This is a genomic window from Pseudomonas sp. WMBT8 (assembly GCF_050916005.1).
In the GTDB taxonomy this organism is placed as follows: Bacteria; Pseudomonadota; Gammaproteobacteria; order Pseudomonadales; family Pseudomonadaceae; genus Aquipseudomonas.
The window spans coordinates 5,462,125-5,481,289 of sequence record NZ_CP188096.1; the positions used below are offsets into that span (position 1 = coordinate 5,462,125).

Here is a 19,165-nt window from a genome sequence, read left to right on the forward strand (position 1 = left end):
TGTTATTCGGTTTCCAGATCGATATCGATGCCGAGGGAACGAATTTCTTTGATCAACACGTTGAAGGACTCGGGCATGCCCGGCTCCATACGGTGATCGCCGTCCACGATGTTTTTGTACATCTTGGTACGACCGTTCACATCGTCCGACTTCACTGTGAGCATTTCTTGCAGAGTGTATGCAGCACCGTATGCTTCCAGTGCCCAGACCTCCATCTCCCCGAAACGCTGACCACCGAACTGAGCCTTACCACCCAGCGGCTGCTGGGTAACCAGGCTGTAAGAACCGGTAGAACGAGCGTGCATCTTGTCGTCTACCAAGTGGTTCAGCTTCAGCATGTACATGTAGCCAACAGTAACCGGGCGCTCGAACTTGTTGCCGGTACGGCCGTCGAACAGCTGCATCTGGCCGCTTTCTGGCAGGTCTGCCAGTTTCAGCATGGCCTTGATTTCGCTTTCCTTGGCACCGTCGAACACCGGGGTAGCCATTGGAACGCCGCCGCGCAGGTTCTTCGCCAGATCCAGGATTTCCTGGTCGGAGAAAGTGTCCAGCTCTTCTTTGCGGCCGCCGATCTCGTTGTAGATCTCGTGCAGGAACTTACGCAGGTCTGCGACCTTGCGCTGCTCTTCGATCATACGGTTGATCTTCTCGCCCAGACCTTTGGCCGCGAGGCCCAGGTGGGTTTCAAGGATCTGACCAACGTTCATACGCGAAGGTACGCCCAACGGGTTGAGGACGACGTCGACCGGGGTGCCATTGGCATCGTGCGGCATGTCTTCAACCGGCATGATCACCGAGACCACACCTTTGTTACCGTGACGACCGGCCATCTTGTCGCCCGGCTGGATGCGACGACGGATTGCCAGGTAAACCTTGACGATTTTCAGCACGCCTGGAGCCAGGTCATCGCCCTGCTGCAGTTTGCGCTTCTTGTCTTCGAACTTGTCGTCCAGCAGACGGCGGCGATCAACGATGTAGGCCTGGGCCTTCTCGAGCTGCTCGTTCAGAGCATCTTCAGCCATGCGCAGTTTGAACCACTGGCCGTGCTCAAGACCGTCGAGGATTTCGTCGGTGATGTCCTGACCTTTCTTCAGACCTGCGCCGCCTTCGGCCTTGTGGCCTACCAGGGCGGAACGCAGACGCTCGAAGGTCGCGCCTTCGACGATACGGAACTCTTCGTTCAGGTCCTTGCGGATCTCGTCGAGCTGGGTCTTCTCGATGGACAGTGCACGAGCATCACGCTCAACGCCGTCACGGGTGAAGACCTGTACGTCGATGACAGTACCCTTGGTACCGGTAGGTACGCGCAGGGAGGTGTCTTTAACGTCGCTGGCTTTTTCACCGAAGATGGCACGCAGCAGCTTCTCTTCCGGAGTCAGTTGAGTCTCGCCTTTCGGAGTGACCTTACCGACCAGGATGTCGCCAGCGCCAACTTCAGCACCTACGTAAACGATACCGGCTTCGTCCAGCTTGTTCAGAGCAGCTTCACCCACGTTCGGGATGTCTGCAGTGATTTCCTCAGGCCCAAGCTTGGTGTCACGCGCCACGCAGGTCAGTTCCTGGATGTGGATCGTGGTGAAGCGATCTTCTTGAACCACACGCTCGGACAGGCAGATGGAGTCTTCGAAGTTGAAGCCGTTCCACGCCATGAACGCGATGCGCATGTTCTGACCCAGAGCCAACTCACCCATATCGGTGGACGGACCGTCGGCCATGATGTCGCTACGCTGAACGCGATCACCCTTGCTCACCAGCGGGCGCTGGTTGATGCAGGTGTTCTGGTTCGAGCGGGTGTATTTGGTCAGGTTGTAGATGTCGACACCGGCTTCGCCAGTTTCAACTTCGTCATCGGCAACACGAACCACGATACGGCTGGCATCAACAGAGTCGATCACGCCGCCACGACGAGCCACGACGCAAACGCCGGAGTCACGGGCTACGTTGCGCTCCATGCCGGTACCCACCAGCGGCTTGTCAGCGCGCAGGGTCGGTACAGCTTGACGCTGCATGTTGGAACCCATCAACGCACGGTTGGCGTCATCGTGTTCCAGGAACGGGATCAGCGACGCCGCAACAGAAACTACCTGCTTGGGCGATACGTCCATCAAGGTGACGTCTTCCGGCGCCTTGACGGTGAACTCGTTCAAGTGACGAACAGCTACCAGCTCGTCGATCAGGACTTTCTTGTCGTTCATCGTGGCCGAAGCCTGAGCGATCACGTGATCAGCTTCTTCGATGGCGGACAGGAAAACGATCTCGTCGGTGACCAGGGCGTCTTTCACCACACGGTACGGGCTTTCGAGGAAGCCGTACTGGTTGGTGCGCGCATAGGCAGCCAGGGAGTTGATCAGACCGATGTTCGGACCTTCCGGCGTTTCGATCGGGCAAACACGACCGTAGTGCGTCGGGTGAACGTCACGAACTTCAAAGCCTGCACGCTCACGGGTCAGACCGCCCGGGCCCAGTGCAGAAACACGGCGCTTGTGGGTGATCTCGGAGAGCGGGTTGTTCTGGTCCATGAACTGCGAGAGCTGGCTGGAACCGAAGAACTCTTTCACCGCCGCAGCCACTGGCTTGGCGTTGATCAGGTCTTGCGGCATCAGGCCTTCGCTTTCGGCCATCGACAGACGCTCTTTGACCGCACGCTCAACACGCACCAGGCCAACGCGGAACTGGTTCTCGGCCATTTCGCCTACGCAGCGAACACGACGGTTACCCAGGTGGTCGATGTCATCGACGATGCCTTTGCCGTTACGGATGTCGACCAGAGTCTTCAGGACCGCAACGATGTCTTCCTTGCACAGCACGCCCGAACCTTCGATCTCGGTACGACCGATACGACGGTTGAACTTCATCCGGCCGACCGCAGACAGGTCATAGCGCTCAGGGCTGAAGAACAGGTTGTTGAACAGGGTTTCGGCAGCGTCTTTGGTTGGTGGCTCGCCAGGACGCATCATGCGATAGATCTCGACCAGCGCTTCCAATTGGTTGCTGGTGGAGTCGATCTTCAGGGTGTCGGAGACGAACGGACCGCAGTCGATATCGTTGGTGTACAGGGTCTCGATGCGAACAACCTGGGCCTTGGCGATTTTTGCCAGGATCTCGGTGTTCAGCTCGGTGTTGCACTCAGCCAGGATCTCGCCTGTCGCCGGGTGAACGATAACCTTGGCGGTAGTGCGACCCAGGACGTAGTCCAGAGGCACGTCCAGCGACTTGATACCGGCTTTTTCGATCTGGTTGATGTGGCGCGCAGTAATACGACGGCCAGCCTCAACAATGACCTTGCCCTTCTCATCCTGGATATCCAGGACAGCAATTTCACCACGCAGACGCGAAGCAATCAGCTCCAGGCTGAGGGTTTCATCCTTCAGGCTGAATACGTTGGTGGTGTAGAAAGCGTCCAGCACCTGCTCGGTGGTGTAGCCGAGCGCGCGCAGCAGTACCGAGGCCGGCAGCTTGCGACGACGGTCGATACGCACGAACACGCAGTCTTTAGGGTCGAACTCGAAGTCCAACCACGAACCACGGTACGGAATGATCCGCGCGGAGTACAGGAGCTTGCCGGAGCTGTGCGTCTTGCCGCGGTCGTGGTCGAAGAACACGCCCGGGGAACGGTGCAGCTGGGAAACGATTACACGCTCGGTACCGTTGATAACGAAGGTACCGTTCTCAGTCATCAATGGGATTTCGCCCATGTAGACTTCTTGCTCTTTGATGTCCTTGATCGCTTTGTTCGACGATTCTTTGTCGAAAATGATCAGACGAACTTTTACCCGCAAAGGTACGGCGTACGTAACACCGCGCAACACGCATTCTTTGACATCAAATGCCGGTTCGCCCAGGCGATAACCGACGTACTCCAGCGCAGCATTGCCGGAGTAGCTGATGATCGGGAAAACGGATTTGAAGGCCGCATGCAGGCCCACGTCGCGGAACTGATCTTTGGTCGCTCCCGCCTGCAAGAATTCACGATACGAATCCAGCTGGATAGCCAGAAGGTACGGGACATCCATGACGTCCGGCAACTTGCTAAAGTCCTTGCGGATACGTTTTTTCTCAGTATATGAGTAAGCCATCAGCGTTCCCCAGCTTGGTCACCTGCTTGTTTGGCCCTCCCGACGGGAGCAGCCAGAAAATCTTGCAAACCCCATGGTTTGCACCACCGCATCGGGTGGCTACAGCGCGTTAGTGGCGGCGACCGAGTCGACAGCCAAGAACGGAAAAAGGCCGGTGGCAAGAGCCACCAGCCATCAGCCTTCAGCTTAACGCTTGGGCTGGAAACGCAAGGTCGATGCTTACTTCAGCTCGACTTTAGCGCCTGCTTCTTCCAGTACTGCTTTGGCTTTGTCAGCGGCGTCTTTCGACACTGCTTCCAGAACCTGGGCAGGAGCGCCGTCAACTACAGCCTTGGCTTCTTTCAGGCCCAGACCGGTCAGTTCACGTACTGCCTTGATCACGTTTACTTTCTTCTCGCCAGCTTCCAGCAGCATGACGTTGAATTCGGTTTGCTCTTCAGCAGCAACAGCAGCAACAGCTGGGCCAGCGGAAGCAGCGGCAGCGGAAACGCCGAATTTTTCTTCGAAAGCTTTGATCAGCTCAACAACCTGCAGAACCGACATTTCAGCTACGGCGTTGAGGATATCGTCTTGGGAGATAGACATTGCTGTATTTCCTGAATTGGGGGACGGCCTACGCGGCCATCGAAATAAACAAAAAAACGCGAGAGAAGTTGCTCAGCCTTAGGCTGCTGCAGCTTCTTTTTGCTCGCGAACTGCGGCCAGAGTACGAGCCAGCTTGCTGGTAGCGCCTTGAATCACGCTCATCAGCTGCGAAATAGCTTCGTTACGGGTCGGCAGTGTTGCCAGTACGTCGATTTGGTTAGCTGCGAGGAACTTGCCCTCGAACGCAGCTGCCTTGATCTCGAACTTATCCTGACTCTTGGCGAATTCCTTGAACAAACGGGCAGCAGCGCCTGGATGATCCTTGGAGAACGCGATCAGAGTCGGGCCGGTGAACACGTCGTTGAGGACACTGTATTCAGTGTCAGCAACAGCGCGCTTGAGCAGGGTGTTACGTACAACACGTACGTATACGCCAGCTTCACGAGCCTCTTTACGGAGTCCGGTCATAGCGCCTACTGTCACACCACGGGCATCAGCCACGACAGCGGACAGAGCAGCTTTGGCAGCCTCGTTGACTTCAGCGACGATGGCCTTCTTGTCTTCGAGATTAATTGCCACGGGTTTAACTCCTGCTTGTTACCGTTTCATCTGGCCTAGGCCGGATGTCGTTTTGGTGTCTGATTCGGTAAGGAACCGGGAGCACCATCTGCGTAGGCTTGATGGTTTAAGACTTGCGTCGCCTACGGTCTTGGATAGCCCCCGCCAGGCAGGGACCCCAATTTTTTCAACTGGCGCGATCTCTCGCGCCAGTTTGTGTCTTATACGTCCAGCGAGCCTTGGTCGATGACCAGACCTGGGCCCATAGTGGTGCTCAGGGTAACGCGCTTGACGTAGATACCTTTCGAGGAAGCTGGCTTGATACGCTTCAGATCAGCGATCAGGGCTTCAACGTTTTCCTTCAGCTTGACGGCGTCGAAGCCGACCTTGCCAACGGAGGTGTGAATGATGCCGTTTTTGTCGGTGCGATAACGAACCTGACCAGCCTTGGCGTTTTTAACCGCGGTAGCTACGTCTGGAGTTACGGTACCGACTTTCGGGTTAGGCATCAGACCACGTGGGCCCAGGATCTGACCCAACTGACCTACAACGCGCATTGCATCCGGGGAGGCAATAACTACGTCATAGTTCAGGTCGCCGCCTTTCATTTCGGCAGCCAGGTCGTCCATGCCAACGCGATCGGCGCCAGCGGCCAGAGCAGCTTCAGCTGCCGGGCCTTGGGTGAAGACAGCAACACGTACGGTCTTGCCAGTACCGTGTGGCAGCACAGTAGCGCTACGAACGACCTGGTCGGATTTACGTGGGTCAACACCCAGGTTTACAGCAACGTCAACGGACTCGCTGAACTTGACAGTCGACAGCTCGGTCAGCAGAGCAGCAGCGTCTACAAAATTGTAGGACTTGCCCGCTTCGATTTTGCCGGCGATAGCCTTTTGGCGCTTGGTCAGCTTAGCCATTACACACCCTCCACGTTAAGGCCCATGCTACGAGCAGAACCGGCGATGGTACGCACGGCTGCATCCATATCAGCTGCAGTCAGATCCGCGTTTTTGGTTTTCGCGATTTCTTCCAGCTGAGCACGAGTTACGGTGCCAACCTTAACGGTGTTCGGACGAGCGGAACCGCTAGTCAGACCTGCAGCTTTCTTCAACAAAACCGAAGCCGGGGTCGACTTGGTTTCGAAGGTGAAGCTACGGTCGCTATATACAGTGATGATCACTGGAGTCGGCAGACCTGGCTCAATACCCTGAGTACGGGCGTTGAAGGCCTTGCAGAATTCCATGATGTTCACGCCGTGCTGACCCAGAGCTGGACCGACGGGTGGGCTAGGGTTGGCCTGTGCGGCCTTCACTTGCAGCTTGATGTAAGCGGTAATCTTCTTGGCCATGAGGCACTCCAATTACGGGTTCAAGCGCCTCGAAAGGCTCCCCGGTTACTTGCGCGTTTATCCCAGTGACGACAAAACCCCACAGCCTAAGGCTGCGGGGTTGGGATGCTTTGTCAGCTAGACCTTTTCGACCTGACTGAACTCCAACTCTACCGGGGTAGAGCGACCGAAAATGAGCACCGCCACTTGGATCCGGCTCTTTTCGTAGTTAACTTCTTCGACAGTGCCGTTGAAATCAGCAAACGGACCATCAGTGACACGAACAACCTCGCCCGGCTCGAACAACGTCTTCGGCTTCGGCTTGTCGCTACCGTCAGCAACACGGCGCAGAATCGCTTCCGCTTCCTTGTCAGTGATCGGCGCAGGCTTATCGGCGGTACCGCCAATGAAGCCCATGACGCGAGGGGTATCCTTGACCAAGTGCCAAGTACCCTCATTCATGTCCATCTGTACCAGCACGTAGCCAGGGAAGAACTTGCGTTCACTTTTGCGCTTCTGGCCATTACGCATTTCAACCACTTCTTCAGTGGGAACCAGAATTTCGCCGAAGCCATCTTCCATGCCTGCCAGCTTTACGCGCTCTAGCAAAGAGCGCATGACATGCTTCTCGTAACCCGAGTAAGCATGCACAACGTACCAACGCTTAGCCACGGGACACCCTTAGCCAACAATCAAGGAAACAAGCCAGCCGAGCAGGGAATCAAGCCCCCACAACAGCAACGCCATAACCAAAACAACAGCCACAACAATCAGCGTGGTCTGCGTGGTTTCTTGGCGAGTCGGCCAAACGACTTTACGTATTTCGGTGCGAGCTTCCTTAACCAGTACGGCGAAAGACTTACCCTTTACAGTCTGCAGACCGATGAAGACAGCCGCAGCAGCGAGAGCGAGCAATACGAGTACGCGGTACAGGATCGGCGAAGCAGAATAATACTGATTGCCAACAACGCCTACGACCACCAAAGCGACGACAGCGAGCCACTTAACCAGATCGAAACGAGAGCTTTGAGCTTCAGCCTTAGGAGTCATCTATGAAGATCCTGTGAAAAGAAAGCCAGATACACCACGTGAATCTGGCAGGTCAGGAGGGAATCGAACCCCCAACCTACGGTTTTGGAGACCGTCGCTCTGCCAATTGAGCTACTGACCTAAAACAAAATCAGGCCGACCATTATGCAGGCCTGAAAAAGACTTTACAACAACCAACCCCAAGAGACTTGAAACAACCCGATAACACCAGGTAAAAAAGAATCAAGCCGAGACAGCTGTTAAAACAAAGGCAGATATTTTCATATCTGCCTTGTTATATGGAGCTCTTGAGCGGATTTGAACCGCTGACCTCACCCTTACCAAGGGTGTGCTCTACCAACTGAGCTACAAGAGCAAAACACCTTGCACAACCTGCAAACTTGGAGCGGGTAGCGGGAATCGAACCCGCATCATCAGCTTGGAAGGCTGAGGTTCTACCACTAAACTATACCCGCGGAGCTTGCAGCTCACGCTAAAAATGGTGGAGGGGGAAGGATTCGAACCTTCGAAGTCGTAGACGTCAGATTTACAGTCTGATCCCTTTGGCCGCTCGGGAACCCCTCCTAAGCGAGCCGGCATTTTACATTACGCCGACCTTCTGTCAAGCATTTTCTCATTAAAAATATGAGGTTAGCTGCGTGACGATCGCTTCACACCAATTTCCCAAGTAGGTCATCGCTGTGGAGCGGGCGCCATTCTATGCAAACTATTCGACACTTGCAATGCCTTCGCACGGCATTATTTTATGTTTTAACTCATTGAATTCATTAGCAAGGCTTTCAAACGGCAGATCGTCAGCCAAGCGGCGACTTTCAGGTGCCACACGCAACCAAAAAGCGGGCACACCTGCACCAGCCAATGACTGGATCCTGACCTTGATATCCAGACTGGTCAGGCGCTGCTCGAGGAACTGCGCCTGCTCCTGACTGGCAAAGCCGCCAATATACAAGCAACCGGCCGGCGCTTCTGGCGCCCTGGGCCGATCACGACGGGTCATTGCGTCCGCTGACTCACTCAGCAATTGAATATCCTGCTGAGAGCCCCGATACAGCGCCAGGGGCGTTACATCCTTCGCACGCAACGGGGCCTCTTGCTGGTGCCAGATGTAATAAAAGACATTGAGAACCAGCAACAACAGAAACAACCAACGCATAGAAACCTCAAGACAAAGGGCATGCCATCGCCAGACCAACAAATACCAGGTCCGGAACGAACCGAGCGCCTGGCAGAGCATCGGCGACTAACTCAGCATCACCACCCGTAAGGAATACTGAGAAGTCTTCGCCCCAGTAACTCTGGGCCAGCTCCAGTTGCGACTCAGCGAAGCCGCGAAGCATGAGCGTGCAACCACGCTCTACGGCTTGTGCAGTCGTACGTCCAGGCACCAGGCTTTCCAGCGCACGCTCAGCTGCAACATCGTCATAACGTATTTTACGGGTGTGGGTTCGCAGCTGATTGCGCATCAGCGGCATGCCAGGACAGATAAATCCCCCAAGATGCTCGCCATCCGCCGTAATGAAATCAGCAGTGGCCGCCGTACCAAAATCCAGCACCAAACATGCTCCAGAGGCCAGGCGGAAGCCTCCCAGCATTGCTAACCAACGATCCAGCCCCAGACGGGCATATTCCTCATATCCATTGCGCACACCCGCCATCTCACGCGACGGCGCAGCACAGCTTATAGAGACACCAAAAGCGGCAACCAACACGCCGACCAGACGATTCGTCTCCTCCTGGGCGCGCACGCTCACCAACCTACAGTGTTGCAGTGAAAGACCAGCCAATGAATGGAGGCCACCCAACAACGCCACATCGGAATCCACAACGCCTTCAGCGAAAACGACCGCCTGGTTCGCCTCCAGAACTCGCCATTTGATGAAGCTATTCCCACAGTCGAGCTCAAGAATCATCACGCAACCTCAGGCTTAACTCACCGCCACTGTATATTTTCTCAACACCATCCACTTCGAGACGCAGCGCGCCCTGACCGTCAATACCTAGCACAACCCCGTCTACTTGGTTAACACCGGCGATCAATGACACCGCCCTGCCCTGCCATAGATGACTCCGCTCCCACTCCTCGCGGATCACCGAGAAGCCGGAATCTCTATGACGCTCGAGATAAGCCTGCAATGCCTGACCCAGGTGAGCGACCAGATGATTTCGATCTACCCTGCGACCCGTTTCGAGCTGTATCGATGTCCACTGCTGATCAACTTCTGCGGCGCTTTGCATGTTGGCATTGATACCAATACCGAGCACTACATGGCACACATCAGCAGGATCGCCTACCAGCTCAAGAAGGATGCCCGCAATCTTTTTTGACCCAACAAGAACATCATTCGGCCATTTCAAACCCGAACCCTGAACACCCAGGTCGCGCAGGGTTTGCATTACCGCCAAGCCCACCACAAGACTCAAACCTTCGAGCTGTCGCAAACCACCATCGATACGAAGTACAAGGCTGTAATAAACATTCTGTGCAAACGGACTGACCCACTTACGCCCTCGACGCCCCCTGCCTGCAGTTTGCTGCTCCGACAGAACCAGGAACGGCGCCGCCTGCCCCGCATCGATTAGACGCAAAGCTTCGGCATTCGTGGAGTCGATGGTATCCGAGATGAAAAGCGAACCCGCACAGACCGGCGACTTCAAGGCGATCTCGTCAGCACTCAATAGAACCAGCGGGGATGCCAATTGATAGCCTTTCCCCCTGACCTTATGAATCGTCAGGTCCAGCTCAACCTCCAGATGCTGGAGCTGTTTCCACACAGCACTACGACTGACACCCAGGGCCGCACCTAGCGCTTCACCCGAGTGGAATCGGCCATCTTTCAGAAGTTTTAACAACGTCAGCATGCAGGTCTCGCCTCACAATGAGGCACGCATGATAGCCATGCGCAGAGCCATTGCATAGAAAGCAACATAACAGGCGATAGAGCAAACTCAACTAGACAACCGACCAAGCATTTTCGAGTTTTTCGACCGCCCAAAACAAAACCCCAACTGCTTTCGCAATTGGGGTTTCGGAATTTAATCTTGACGATGACCTACTCTCACATGGGGAAACCCCACACTACCATCGGCGATGCATCGTTTCACTGCTGAGTTCGGGATGGGATCAGGTGGTTCCAATGCTCTATGGTCGTCAAGAAATTCGGGTACTGAGTCGCGGCAGGTGCCTCGCTTCAGCAAATTGGGTATGTGACAGCTTTCGGTGTTTTGTGAGATTCGAACTTTCGGTTCATTTCGTCTTCACACACCGCAATCTGATGCTCTTTCGAGAAACAAATTGCTTGGGTGTTATATGGTCAAGCCTCACGGGCAATTAGTATTGGTTAGCTCAACGCCTCACAGCGCTTACACACCCAACCTATCAACGTCGTAGTCTTCGACGGCCCTTCAGGGAACTCAAGGTTCCAGTGAGATCTCATCTTGAGGCTAGTTTCCCGCTTAGATGCTTTCAGCGGTTATCTATTCCGAACATAGCTACCCGGCAATGCCACTGGCGTGACAACCGGAACACCAGAGGTTCGTCCACTCCGGTCCTCTCGTACTAGGAGCAGCCCCTCTCAAATCTCAAACGTCCACGGCAGATAGGGACCGAACTGTCTCACGACGTTCTAAACCCAGCTCGCGTACCACTTTAAATGGCGAACAGCCATACCCTTGGGACCGGCTTCAGCCCCAGGATGTGATGAGCCGACATCGAGGTGCCAAACACCGCCGTCGATATGAACTCTTGGGCGGTATCAGCCTGTTATCCCCGGAGTACCTTTTATCCGTTGAGCGATGGCCCTTCCATACAGAACCACCGGATCACTAAGACCTACTTTCGTACCTGCTCGACGTGTCTGTCTCGCAGTCAAGCGCGCTTTTGCCTTTATACTCTACGACCGATTTCCGACCGGTCTGAGCGCACCTTCGTACTCCTCCGTTACTCTTTAGGAGGAGACCGCCCCAGTCAAACTACCCACCATACACTGTCCTCGATCCGGATAACGGACCTGAGTTAGAACCTCAAAGTTGCCAGGGTGGTATTTCAAGGTTGGCTCCACGCGAACTGGCGTCCACGCTTCAAAGCCTCCCACCTATCCTACACAAGCAAATTCAAAGTCCAGTGCAAAGCTATAGTAAAGGTTCACGGGGTCTTTCCGTCTAGCCGCGGATACACTGCATCTTCACAGCGATTTCAATTTCACTGAGTCTCGGGTGGAGACAGCGCCGCCATCGTTACGCCATTCGTGCAGGTCGGAACTTACCCGACAAGGAATTTCGCTACCTTAGGACCGTTATAGTTACGGCCGCCGTTTACCGGGGCTTCGATCAAGAGCTTCGCGTTAGCTAACCCCATCAATTAACCTTCCGGCACCGGGCAGGCGTCACACCCTATACGTCCACTTTCGTGTTTGCAGAGTGCTGTGTTTTTAATAAACAGTCGCAGCGGCCTGGTATCTTCGACCGGCATGAGCTTACGGAGCAAGTCCTTCACCCTCACCGGCGCACCTTCTCCCGAAGTTACGGTGCCATTTTGCCTAGTTCCTTCACCCGAGTTCTCTCAAGCGCCTTGGTATTCTCTACCCAACCACCTGTGTCGGTTTGGGGTACGGTTCCTGGTTACCTGAAGCTTAGAAGCTTTTCTTGGAAGCATGGCATCAACCACTTCGTCACCCAAAGGGTAACTCGTCATCAGCTCTCGGCCTTAGAATCCCGGATTTACCTAAGATTCCAGCCTACCACCTTAAACTTGGACAACCAACGCCAAGCTGGCCTAGCCTTCTCCGTCCCTCCATCGCAATAACCAGAAGTACAGGAATATTAACCTGTTTTCCATCGACTACGCTTTTCAGCCTCGCCTTAGGGACCGACTAACCCTGCGTCGATTAACGTTGCGCAGGAAACCTTGGTCTTTCGGCGTGGGTGTTTTTCACACCCATTGTCGTTACTCATGTCAGCATTCGCACTTCTGATACCTCCAGCAAGCTTCTCAACTCACCTTCACAGGCTTACAGAACGCTCCTCTACCGCATCACCCGAGGGTGATACCCGTAGCTTCGGTGTATGGTTTGAGCCCCGTTACATCTTCCGCGCAGGCCGACTCGACTAGTGAGCTATTACGCTTTCTTTAAAGGGTGGCTGCTTCTAAGCCAACCTCCTAGCTGTCTAAGCCTTCCCACATCGTTTCCCACTTAACCATAACTTTGGGACCTTAGCTGACGGTCTGGGTTGTTTCCCTTTTCACGACGGACGTTAGCACCCGCCGTGTGTCTCCCATGCTCGGCACTTGTAGGTATTCGGAGTTTGCATCGGTTTGGTAAGTCGGGATGACCCCCTAGCCGAAACAGTGCTCTACCCCCTACAGTGATACATGAGGCGCTACCTAAATAGCTTTCGAGGAGAACCAGCTATCTCCGAGCTTGATTAGCCTTTCACTCCGATCCACAGGTCATCCGCTAACTTTTCAACGGTAGTCGGTTCGGTCCTCCAGTTAGTGTTACCCAACCTTCAACCTGCCCATGGATAGATCGCCCGGTTTCGGGTCTATTCCCAGCGACTAGACGCCCTATTAAGACTCGCTTTCGCTACGCCTCCCCTATTCGGTTAAGCTCGCCACTGAAAATAAGTCGCTGACCCATTATACAAAAGGTACGCAGTCACCCAACAAAGTGGGCTCCCACTGCTTGTACGCATACGGTTTCAGGATCTATTTCACTCCCCTCTCCGGGGTTCTTTTCGCCTTTCCCTCACGGTACTAGTTCACTATCGGTCAGTCAGTAGTATTTAGCCTTGGAGGATGGTCCCCCCATATTCAGACAAAGTTTCTCGTGCTCCGTCCTACTCGATTTCATGACTAAGAGATTTTCGCGTACAGGGCTATCACCCACTATGGCCGCACTTTCCAGAGCGTTCCGCTAATCTCAAAGCCACTTAAGGGCTAGTCCCCGTTCGCTCGCCACTACTAAGGGAATCTCGGTTGATTTCTTTTCCTCAGGGTACTTAGATGTTTCAGTTCCCCTGGTTCGCCTCTTAAGCCTATGTATTCAGCTTAAGATAACCATCTTATGATGGCTGGGTTCCCCCATTCAGACATCTCCGGATCAAAGTCTGTTTGCCGACTCCCCGAAGCTTTTCGCAGGCTACCACGTCTTTCATCGCCTCTGACTGCCAAGGCATCCACCGTATGCGCTTCTTCACTTGACCATATAACCCCAAGCAATCTGGTTATACTGTGAAGACGACATTCGCCGAAAATTCGATAATACTCAATTTGAGTAACTCACAAATTTTACCTTAGCCTGATCCGTTACCAGTGAAAGTAACGTTCAGTCTATCTTTCTATCACATACCCAAATTTTTAAAGAACGAACTAGTCAAAGACTAGAAATCAACATTCACCATCACAATGATGGAATGCTCATTTCTAAGCTTTATACAAACAGAAGCAGTAGTGGTGGAGCCAAACGGGATCGAACCGTTGACCTCCTGCGTGCAAGGCAGGCGCTCTCCCAGCTGAGCTATGGCCCCGTATTTCTACAGGCGTTTCCCACACAAAATTGGTGGGTCTGGGCAGATTCGAACTGCCGACCTCACCCTTATCAGGGGTGCGCTCTAACCAACTGAGCTACAGACCCAATTTCGGGCTGCTTCTTTTCGTCTTCTTCAATGAATCAAGCAATTCGTGTGGGAACTTATGGAGCAGCTGATGTCGTCGATTAAGGAGGTGATCCAGCCGCAGGTTCCCCTACGGCTACCTTGTTACGACTTCACCCCAGTCATGAATCACACCGTGGTAACCGTCCTCCCGAAGGTTAGACTAGCTACTTCTGGTGCAACCCACTCCCATGGTGTGACGGGCGGTGTGTACAAGGCCCGGGAACGTATTCACCGCGACATTCTGATTCGCGATTACTAGCGATTCCGACTTCACGCAGTCGAGTTGCAGACTGCGATCCGGACTACGATCGGTTTTGTGGGATTAGCTCCACCTCGCGGCTTGGCAACCCTCTGTACCGACCATTGTAGCACGTGTGTAGCCCAGGCCGTAAGGGCCATGATGACTTGACGTCATCCCCACCTTCCTCCGGTTTGTCACCGGCAGTCTCCTTAGAGTGCCCACCATAACGTGCTGGTAACTAAGGACAAGGGTTGCGCTCGTTACGGGACTTAACCCAACATCTCACGACACGAGCTGACGACAGCCATGCAGCACCTGTCTCAATGTTCCCGAAGGCACCAATCTATCTCTAGAAAGTTCATTGGATGTCAAGGCCTGGTAAGGTTCTTCGCGTTGCTTCGAATTAAACCACATGCTCCACCGCTTGTGCGGGCCCCCGTCAATTCATTTGAGTTTTAACCTTGCGGCCGTACTCCCCAGGCGGTCAACTTAATGCGTTAGCTGCGCCACTAAGAGCTCAAGGCTCCCAACGGCTAGTTGACATCGTTTACGGCGTGGACTACCAGGGTATCTAATCCTGTTTGCTCCCCACGCTTTCGCACCTCAGTGTCAGTATCAGTCCAGGTGGTCGCCTTCGCCACTGGTGTTCCTTCCTATATCTACGCATTTCACCGCTACACAGGAAATTCCACCACCCTCTACCATACTCTAGTCAGTCAGTTTTGAATGCAGTTCCCAGGTTGAGCCCGGGGATTTCACATCCAACTTAACTAACCACCTACGCGCGCTTTACGCCCAGTAATTCCGATTAACGCTTGCACCCTCTGTATTACCGCGGCTGCTGGCACAGAGTTAGCCGGTGCTTATTCTGTCGGTAACGTCAAAATTGCAGAGTATTAATCTACAACCCTTCCTCCCAACTTAAAGTGCTTTACAATCCGAAGACCTTCTTCACACACGCGGCATGGCTGGATCAGGCTTTCGCCCATTGTCCAATATTCCCCACTGCTGCCTCCCGTAGGAGTCTGGACCGTGTCTCAGTTCCAGTGTGACTGATCATCCTCTCAGACCAGTTACGGATCGTCGCCTTGGTGAGCCATTACCCCACCAACTAGCTAATCCGACCTAGGCTCATCTGATAGCGCAAGGCCCGAAGGTCCCCTGCTTTCTCCCGTAGGACGTATGCGGTATTAGCGTCCGTTTCCGAACGTTATCCCCCACTACCAGGCAGATTCCTAGGCATTACTCACCCGTCCGCCGCTCTCAAGAGAAGCAAGCTTCTCTCTACCGCTCGACTTGCATGTGTTAGGCCTGCCGCCAGCGTTCAATCTGAGCCATGATCAAACTCTTCAGTTCAAACATCTTTGGGTTTTTAAGAAACCCTAAACTTGGCTCAGCAATCGTTGGTTACATCTTTGATTTCTCGCGGAGTAACTTGTGATGCTGATAATCTTGTTGACTGTCAGTCTGACTCCACAAGCACCCACACGAATTGCTTGATTCAGTTGTTAAAGAGCGGTTGGTTAAGATCTTTCGTCTCAACCGAGGCGCGCATTCTACAGCAGCCTCATTTGCTGTCAAGTGATTATTTTCAGAAGTTTCGAGATTTTCCTCAACAACTTCAACCACTTGCGCCTTCGATCTCTCGTCAGCGGGAGGCGAATTCTACAGCGTTACACGCTGCTGTCAACACCTCTTTTTCAACTTCCTTTTGGCTTCGATGAACTGAAGCAACCTACTGCCGAAAACTACATAACTCTTTGTTTACCAAGGAGTTTTCCGTTTCGACTGCGCCGGAAGTGGGGCGAATTATAGACAGATATAAATCGCCGTCAACCGTTACTTTCAGGTTTATTCGGATTTAAGCGTAATCCGCGCAAATGCCTTCTTGCCGGCCTGGCAAACGTGGGTCGCACCCAGCTCGTATATAAAGGAGCGATCGACAACCTTACCATCTATACGCACACCACCGGAGCCGAGAAGGTCGCGTGCAACCGCCGAGTTCTTCACCAATCCCGCCTTATTAAGGACAGCCGCGATCGGCATCGCCTCGCCAGCAGTCAATTCAATCTCAGGCAGATCATCCGGCAGCTCGCCATCCTTCATACGATTGCCAGCAGCACGATGAGCACTGGCCGCAGCCTCCTCGCCGTGGAAGCGCGCAACAATTTCTTCCGCCAGCTTGATCTTGACGTCCCGCGGGTTCGCACCCGCCTCCACATCGGCACGCAACGCGCTGATCTCATCCATCGAGCGGAAGCTCAACAACTCGAAGTACCGCCACATCAAAGCATCAGGGATAGAAACCAGCTTGCCGTACATCACACCCGGCGCTTCCTGGATGCCGACATAGTTGCCCAACGACTTGGACATCTTCTTCACGCCATCCAACCCTTCCAGCAATGGCATGGTCAGAATGCATTGAGCCTCCTGACCATACGCGCGCTGCAGCTCACGCCCCATCAACAGGTTGAACTTCTGATCGGTACCGCCCAGCTCGACATCCGCACGCAGCGCCACCGAGTCATACCCTTGAACCAACGGGTACAGGAACTCGTGAATCGCGATGGGCTGATTGGTGGAGTAGCGCTTATCGAAGTCATCGCGCTCGAGCATCCGCGCAACGGTGTACTGGGACGTCAGACGAATGAAGTCCGCCGGCCCCATCTTATCCATCCAAGTGGAATTGAACGCCACTTCGGTCTTGGCCGGATCAAGAATCTTGAAGACCTGAGTCTTGTAGGTCTCGGCATTATCGAGGACCTGTTCACGGGTCAGCGGCGGGCGCGTGGCACTCTTGCCGCTCGGATCGCCGATCATCCCGGTGAAATCACCTATAAGGAAGATCACCTGGTGCCCCAGCTCCTGGAACTGACGCAGCTTATTAATAAGCACGGTATGACCCAGGTGCAGATCCGGTGCCGTCGGATCAAAGCCAGCCTTAATACGAAGGGGTTGGCCACGCTTGAGCTTTTCGATCAGCTCGGCCTCGACCAACAGTTCTTCCGCACCACGTTTGATCAGCGCTAGCTGCTCTTCAACCGACTTCATAACAGACCCGTAAAGCTCAGATTCAAAGGGAACCAACCATACAAGATCAGGGACTAATTACAAGTTTTGCCCTGCAAACGGACACCATTCGGCGAGCCCGGCATTCGCAAGCTTGCACCACAGATGATTTGGTTATATTTTATACAGTTATTTCATCTTCATCATGTCATTCATCTTTTCCATTTCATCTTTTCAAAGTCAAAATTACCTATGACCACTGAACCGTCTAAAGCGCCGCCGCTTTACCCGAAGACCCACCTGCTCGCCGCAAGTGGTATCGCCGCCCTTCTCAGCCTGGCACTCCTGGTATTCCCTTCCAGTGACGTAGAAGCCAAACGAACGACCCTGAGTCTTGACTTGGAGAGTCCGGTTGAACAACTGACACAAGACCAAGACGCTTCTGACGCCCAACAAGCCACAACCGCGAGCGTCGAGTCACCCTTTGCACAGATTGAAGACAGCACGGATGACACCAAGGAAACCGCCCAGGCAGCACCTGTACCCCAGGTAGCAAAAGGTCCCGAACACCGTGAAGTGATCGTGGCCAAAGGCGACACACTGTCGACACTGTTCGAGAAAGTCGGCCTTCCAGCCGCGACCGTTAACGATGTGCTGGCCAGCGACAAGCAAGCCAAGCAATTCACCCAGCTCAAGCGCGGCCAGAAGCTTGAGTTCGAGCTCAGCCCAGACGGTCAACTGACCACCCTGCACAGCAATCTCAATGACCTTGAAAGCATCACCCTGACCAAGGGTGCCAAGGGCTTTGCCTTCAATCGCGTGACCACCAAGCCGGTAATGCGCTCTGCCTATATTCATGGGGTGATCAACAGCTCGCTGTCCCAGTCGGCGGCGCGCGCAGGCCTGTCCCACAGCATGACCATGGACATGGCCAGCGTGTTTGGCTACGACATCGATTTTGCTCAGGATATTCGCCAGGGTGACGAGTTCGACGTGATCTACGAGCAAAAGGTGGCCAATGGCAAGGTTGTCGGCACCGGCAATATCCTGTCGGCGCGCTTTACCAACCGCGGCAAGACCTACACCGCCGTGCGCTACACCAACAAACAAGGCAATAGCAGCTACTACACCGCCGACGGCAATAGCATGCGCAAGGCCTTCATCCGTACTCCGGTTGACTTCGCCCGTATTAGCTCGCGTTTTTCCATGGGCCGCAAGCATCCAATTCTGAACAAAATCCGCGCCCACAAAGGTGTGGACTATGCAGCACCCCGCGGCACGCCAATCAAGGCTGCCGGTGACGGCAAGGTGCTACTGGCCGGGCGCCGGGGCGGCTACGGCAATACCGTTATCATCCAGCACGGCAACAGCTACCGTACGCTGTACGGGCATATGCAAGGCTTTGCCAAAGGCGTGAAGACCGGCGGCAACGTCAAGCAAGGCCAGGTGATCGGCTATATCGGCACCACCGGCCTGTCCACCGGACCGCACCTGCACTATGAGTTCCAGGTCAACGGCGTGCACGTCGACCCGCTAGGCCAAAAGCTGCCGATGGCCGACCCCATCGCCAAGGCCGAGCGCGCCCGCTTTCTTCAGCAAAGCCAGCCGCTGATGGCACGCATGGACCAGGAACGCGCCACCATGCTGGCTTCGGCGAAGCGTTAA

General features: G+C 54.3%; 12 protein-coding genes, 6 tRNA genes and 3 rRNA genes. 1 reads left to right on the forward strand and 20 read right to left on the reverse strand.

The window, feature by feature from the left end; translation table 11 throughout:
* Positions 1 to 2 precede the first annotated feature (2 nt).
* From rpoB to tyrS, 20 genes are all read right to left on the reverse strand, one after another.
* On the reverse strand, positions 3 to 4,076 hold the full coding sequence (gene rpoB / locus ACO77H_RS24945; protein WP_029299252.1) for a DNA-directed RNA polymerase subunit beta: 4,074 nt from the start codon (positions 4,074 to 4,076) through the stop codon (positions 3 to 5).
* Between the two features lie 219 nt (positions 4,077 to 4,295).
* Complete coding sequence (gene rplL, locus ACO77H_RS24950; protein ID WP_003210093.1) at positions 4,296 to 4,661, reverse strand: 50S ribosomal protein L7/L12; 366 nt, start codon at positions 4,659 to 4,661, stop codon at positions 4,296 to 4,298.
* 78 nt (positions 4,662 to 4,739) lie between these two features.
* Positions 4,740 to 5,240: a 50S ribosomal protein L10 gene (gene rplJ / locus ACO77H_RS24955; protein WP_003176433.1), complete on the reverse strand. Its 501-nt coding sequence runs from the start codon at positions 5,238 to 5,240 to the stop codon at positions 4,740 to 4,742.
* Between the two features lie 200 nt (positions 5,241 to 5,440).
* Positions 5,441 to 6,136, reverse strand: coding sequence for a 50S ribosomal protein L1 (gene rplA / locus ACO77H_RS24960; RefSeq protein WP_003176434.1), 696 nt, complete (start codon positions 6,134 to 6,136; stop codon positions 5,441 to 5,443).
* The gene (gene rplK, locus ACO77H_RS24965) at positions 6,136 to 6,567 is read right to left on the reverse strand and encodes a 50S ribosomal protein L11 (protein WP_003210097.1); all 432 of its coding nucleotides are present in this window, start codon (positions 6,565 to 6,567) and stop codon (positions 6,136 to 6,138) included. The genes rplA and rplK overlap by 1 nt, the downstream gene beginning before the upstream one ends.
* 117 nt (positions 6,568 to 6,684) lie before the next feature.
* A complete protein-coding gene (nusG, locus tag ACO77H_RS24970; protein ID WP_003176436.1) occupies positions 6,685 to 7,218 on the reverse strand; it encodes a transcription termination/antitermination protein NusG in 534 nt (177 codons plus the stop codon).
* A gap of 9 nt (positions 7,219 to 7,227) precedes the next feature.
* Entirely contained in the window at positions 7,228 to 7,596 is a 369-nt protein-coding gene (gene secE / locus ACO77H_RS24975; protein ID WP_076964128.1) for a preprotein translocase subunit SecE, read from the reverse strand.
* Positions 7,597 to 7,641: 45 nt separating this feature from the next.
* A tRNA-Trp gene (locus tag ACO77H_RS24980) sits at positions 7,642 to 7,717 on the reverse strand.
* A 158-nt stretch (positions 7,718 to 7,875) separates the two neighbouring features.
* Positions 7,876 to 7,951 (reverse strand) — tRNA-Thr (locus ACO77H_RS24985).
* A 26-nt stretch (positions 7,952 to 7,977) separates the two neighbouring features.
* Positions 7,978 to 8,051 (reverse strand) — tRNA-Gly (locus ACO77H_RS24990).
* 24 nt (positions 8,052 to 8,075) lie between these two features.
* Positions 8,076 to 8,160 (reverse strand) — tRNA-Tyr (locus ACO77H_RS24995).
* 142 nt (positions 8,161 to 8,302) lie between these two features.
* Positions 8,303 to 8,749: a hypothetical protein gene (locus ACO77H_RS25000; RefSeq protein WP_432754688.1), complete on the reverse strand. Its 447-nt coding sequence runs from the start codon at positions 8,747 to 8,749 to the stop codon at positions 8,303 to 8,305.
* Between the two features lie 7 nt (positions 8,750 to 8,756).
* On the reverse strand, positions 8,757 to 9,506 hold the full coding sequence (locus tag ACO77H_RS25005; protein WP_170041632.1) for a pantothenate kinase: 750 nt from the start codon (positions 9,504 to 9,506) through the stop codon (positions 8,757 to 8,759).
* Entirely contained in the window at positions 9,496 to 10,455 is a 960-nt protein-coding gene (gene birA / locus ACO77H_RS25010) for a bifunctional biotin--[acetyl-CoA-carboxylase] ligase/biotin operon repressor BirA (protein WP_432754689.1), read from the reverse strand. Before birA ends, ACO77H_RS25005 begins: the two co-directional genes overlap by 11 nt.
* 178 nt (positions 10,456 to 10,633) lie before the next feature.
* Positions 10,634 to 10,749: ribosomal RNA gene (gene rrf / locus ACO77H_RS25015) — 5S ribosomal RNA — on the reverse strand.
* 154 nt (positions 10,750 to 10,903) lie between these two features.
* Positions 10,904 to 13,797 (reverse strand): 23S ribosomal RNA (locus tag ACO77H_RS25020).
* A gap of 248 nt (positions 13,798 to 14,045) precedes the next feature.
* A tRNA-Ala gene (locus ACO77H_RS25025) sits at positions 14,046 to 14,121 on the reverse strand.
* A 30-nt stretch (positions 14,122 to 14,151) separates the two neighbouring features.
* Positions 14,152 to 14,228 (reverse strand) — tRNA-Ile (locus ACO77H_RS25030).
* Positions 14,229 to 14,310: 82 nt separating this feature from the next.
* Positions 14,311 to 15,847, reverse strand: a 16S ribosomal RNA gene (locus tag ACO77H_RS25035).
* The 16S, 23S and 5S rRNA genes sit together here with 2 tRNA genes alongside, the layout of an rRNA operon.
* Positions 15,848 to 16,342: 495 nt before the next feature.
* Complete coding sequence (gene tyrS / locus ACO77H_RS25040) at positions 16,343 to 17,542, reverse strand: tyrosine--tRNA ligase (protein ID WP_432754690.1); 1,200 nt, start codon at positions 17,540 to 17,542, stop codon at positions 16,343 to 16,345.
* Between the two features lie 210 nt (positions 17,543 to 17,752).
* On the opposite strand from tyrS, the gene ACO77H_RS25045 reads away from it, so the two are divergent.
* Positions 17,753 to 19,165 (forward strand): peptidoglycan DD-metalloendopeptidase family protein, encoded by a 1,413-nt coding sequence (locus ACO77H_RS25045; protein WP_169953839.1) that lies wholly within the window; start codon positions 17,753 to 17,755, stop codon positions 19,163 to 19,165.

Excerpts from the sequence above, each read along its gene's own strand:
- ACO77H_RS25005 (WP_170041632.1), bottom strand. The coding sequence starts at position 9,506 with ATGATTCTTGAGCTCGACTGTGGGAATAGCTTCATCAAATGGCGAGTT.
- ACO77H_RS25045 (WP_169953839.1), top strand. The coding sequence starts at position 17,753 with ATGACCACTGAACCGTCTAAAGCGCCGCCGCTTTACCCGAAGACCCAC.
- rpoB (WP_029299252.1), bottom strand. The coding sequence starts at position 4,076 with ATGGCTTACTCATATACTGAGAAAAAACGTATCCGCAAGGACTTTAGC.
- rplK (WP_003210097.1), bottom strand. The coding sequence starts at position 6,567 with ATGGCCAAGAAGATTACCGCTTACATCAAGCTGCAAGTGAAGGCCGCA.
- ACO77H_RS25000 (WP_432754688.1), bottom strand. The coding sequence starts at position 8,749 with ATGCGTTGGTTGTTTCTGTTGTTGCTGGTTCTCAATGTCTTTTATTAC.
- rplL (WP_003210093.1), bottom strand. The coding sequence starts at position 4,661 with ATGTCTATCTCCCAAGACGATATCCTCAACGCCGTAGCTGAAATGTCG.
- secE (WP_076964128.1), bottom strand. The coding sequence starts at position 7,596 with ATGACTCCTAAGGCTGAAGCTCAAAGCTCTCGTTTCGATCTGGTTAAG.
- rplA (WP_003176434.1), bottom strand. The coding sequence starts at position 6,136 with ATGGCTAAGCTGACCAAGCGCCAAAAGGCTATCGCCGGCAAAATCGAA.
- birA (WP_432754689.1), bottom strand. The coding sequence starts at position 10,455 with ATGCTGACGTTGTTAAAACTTCTGAAAGATGGCCGATTCCACTCGGGT.
- tyrS (WP_432754690.1), bottom strand. The coding sequence starts at position 17,542 with ATGAAGTCGGTTGAAGAGCAGCTAGCGCTGATCAAACGTGGTGCGGAA.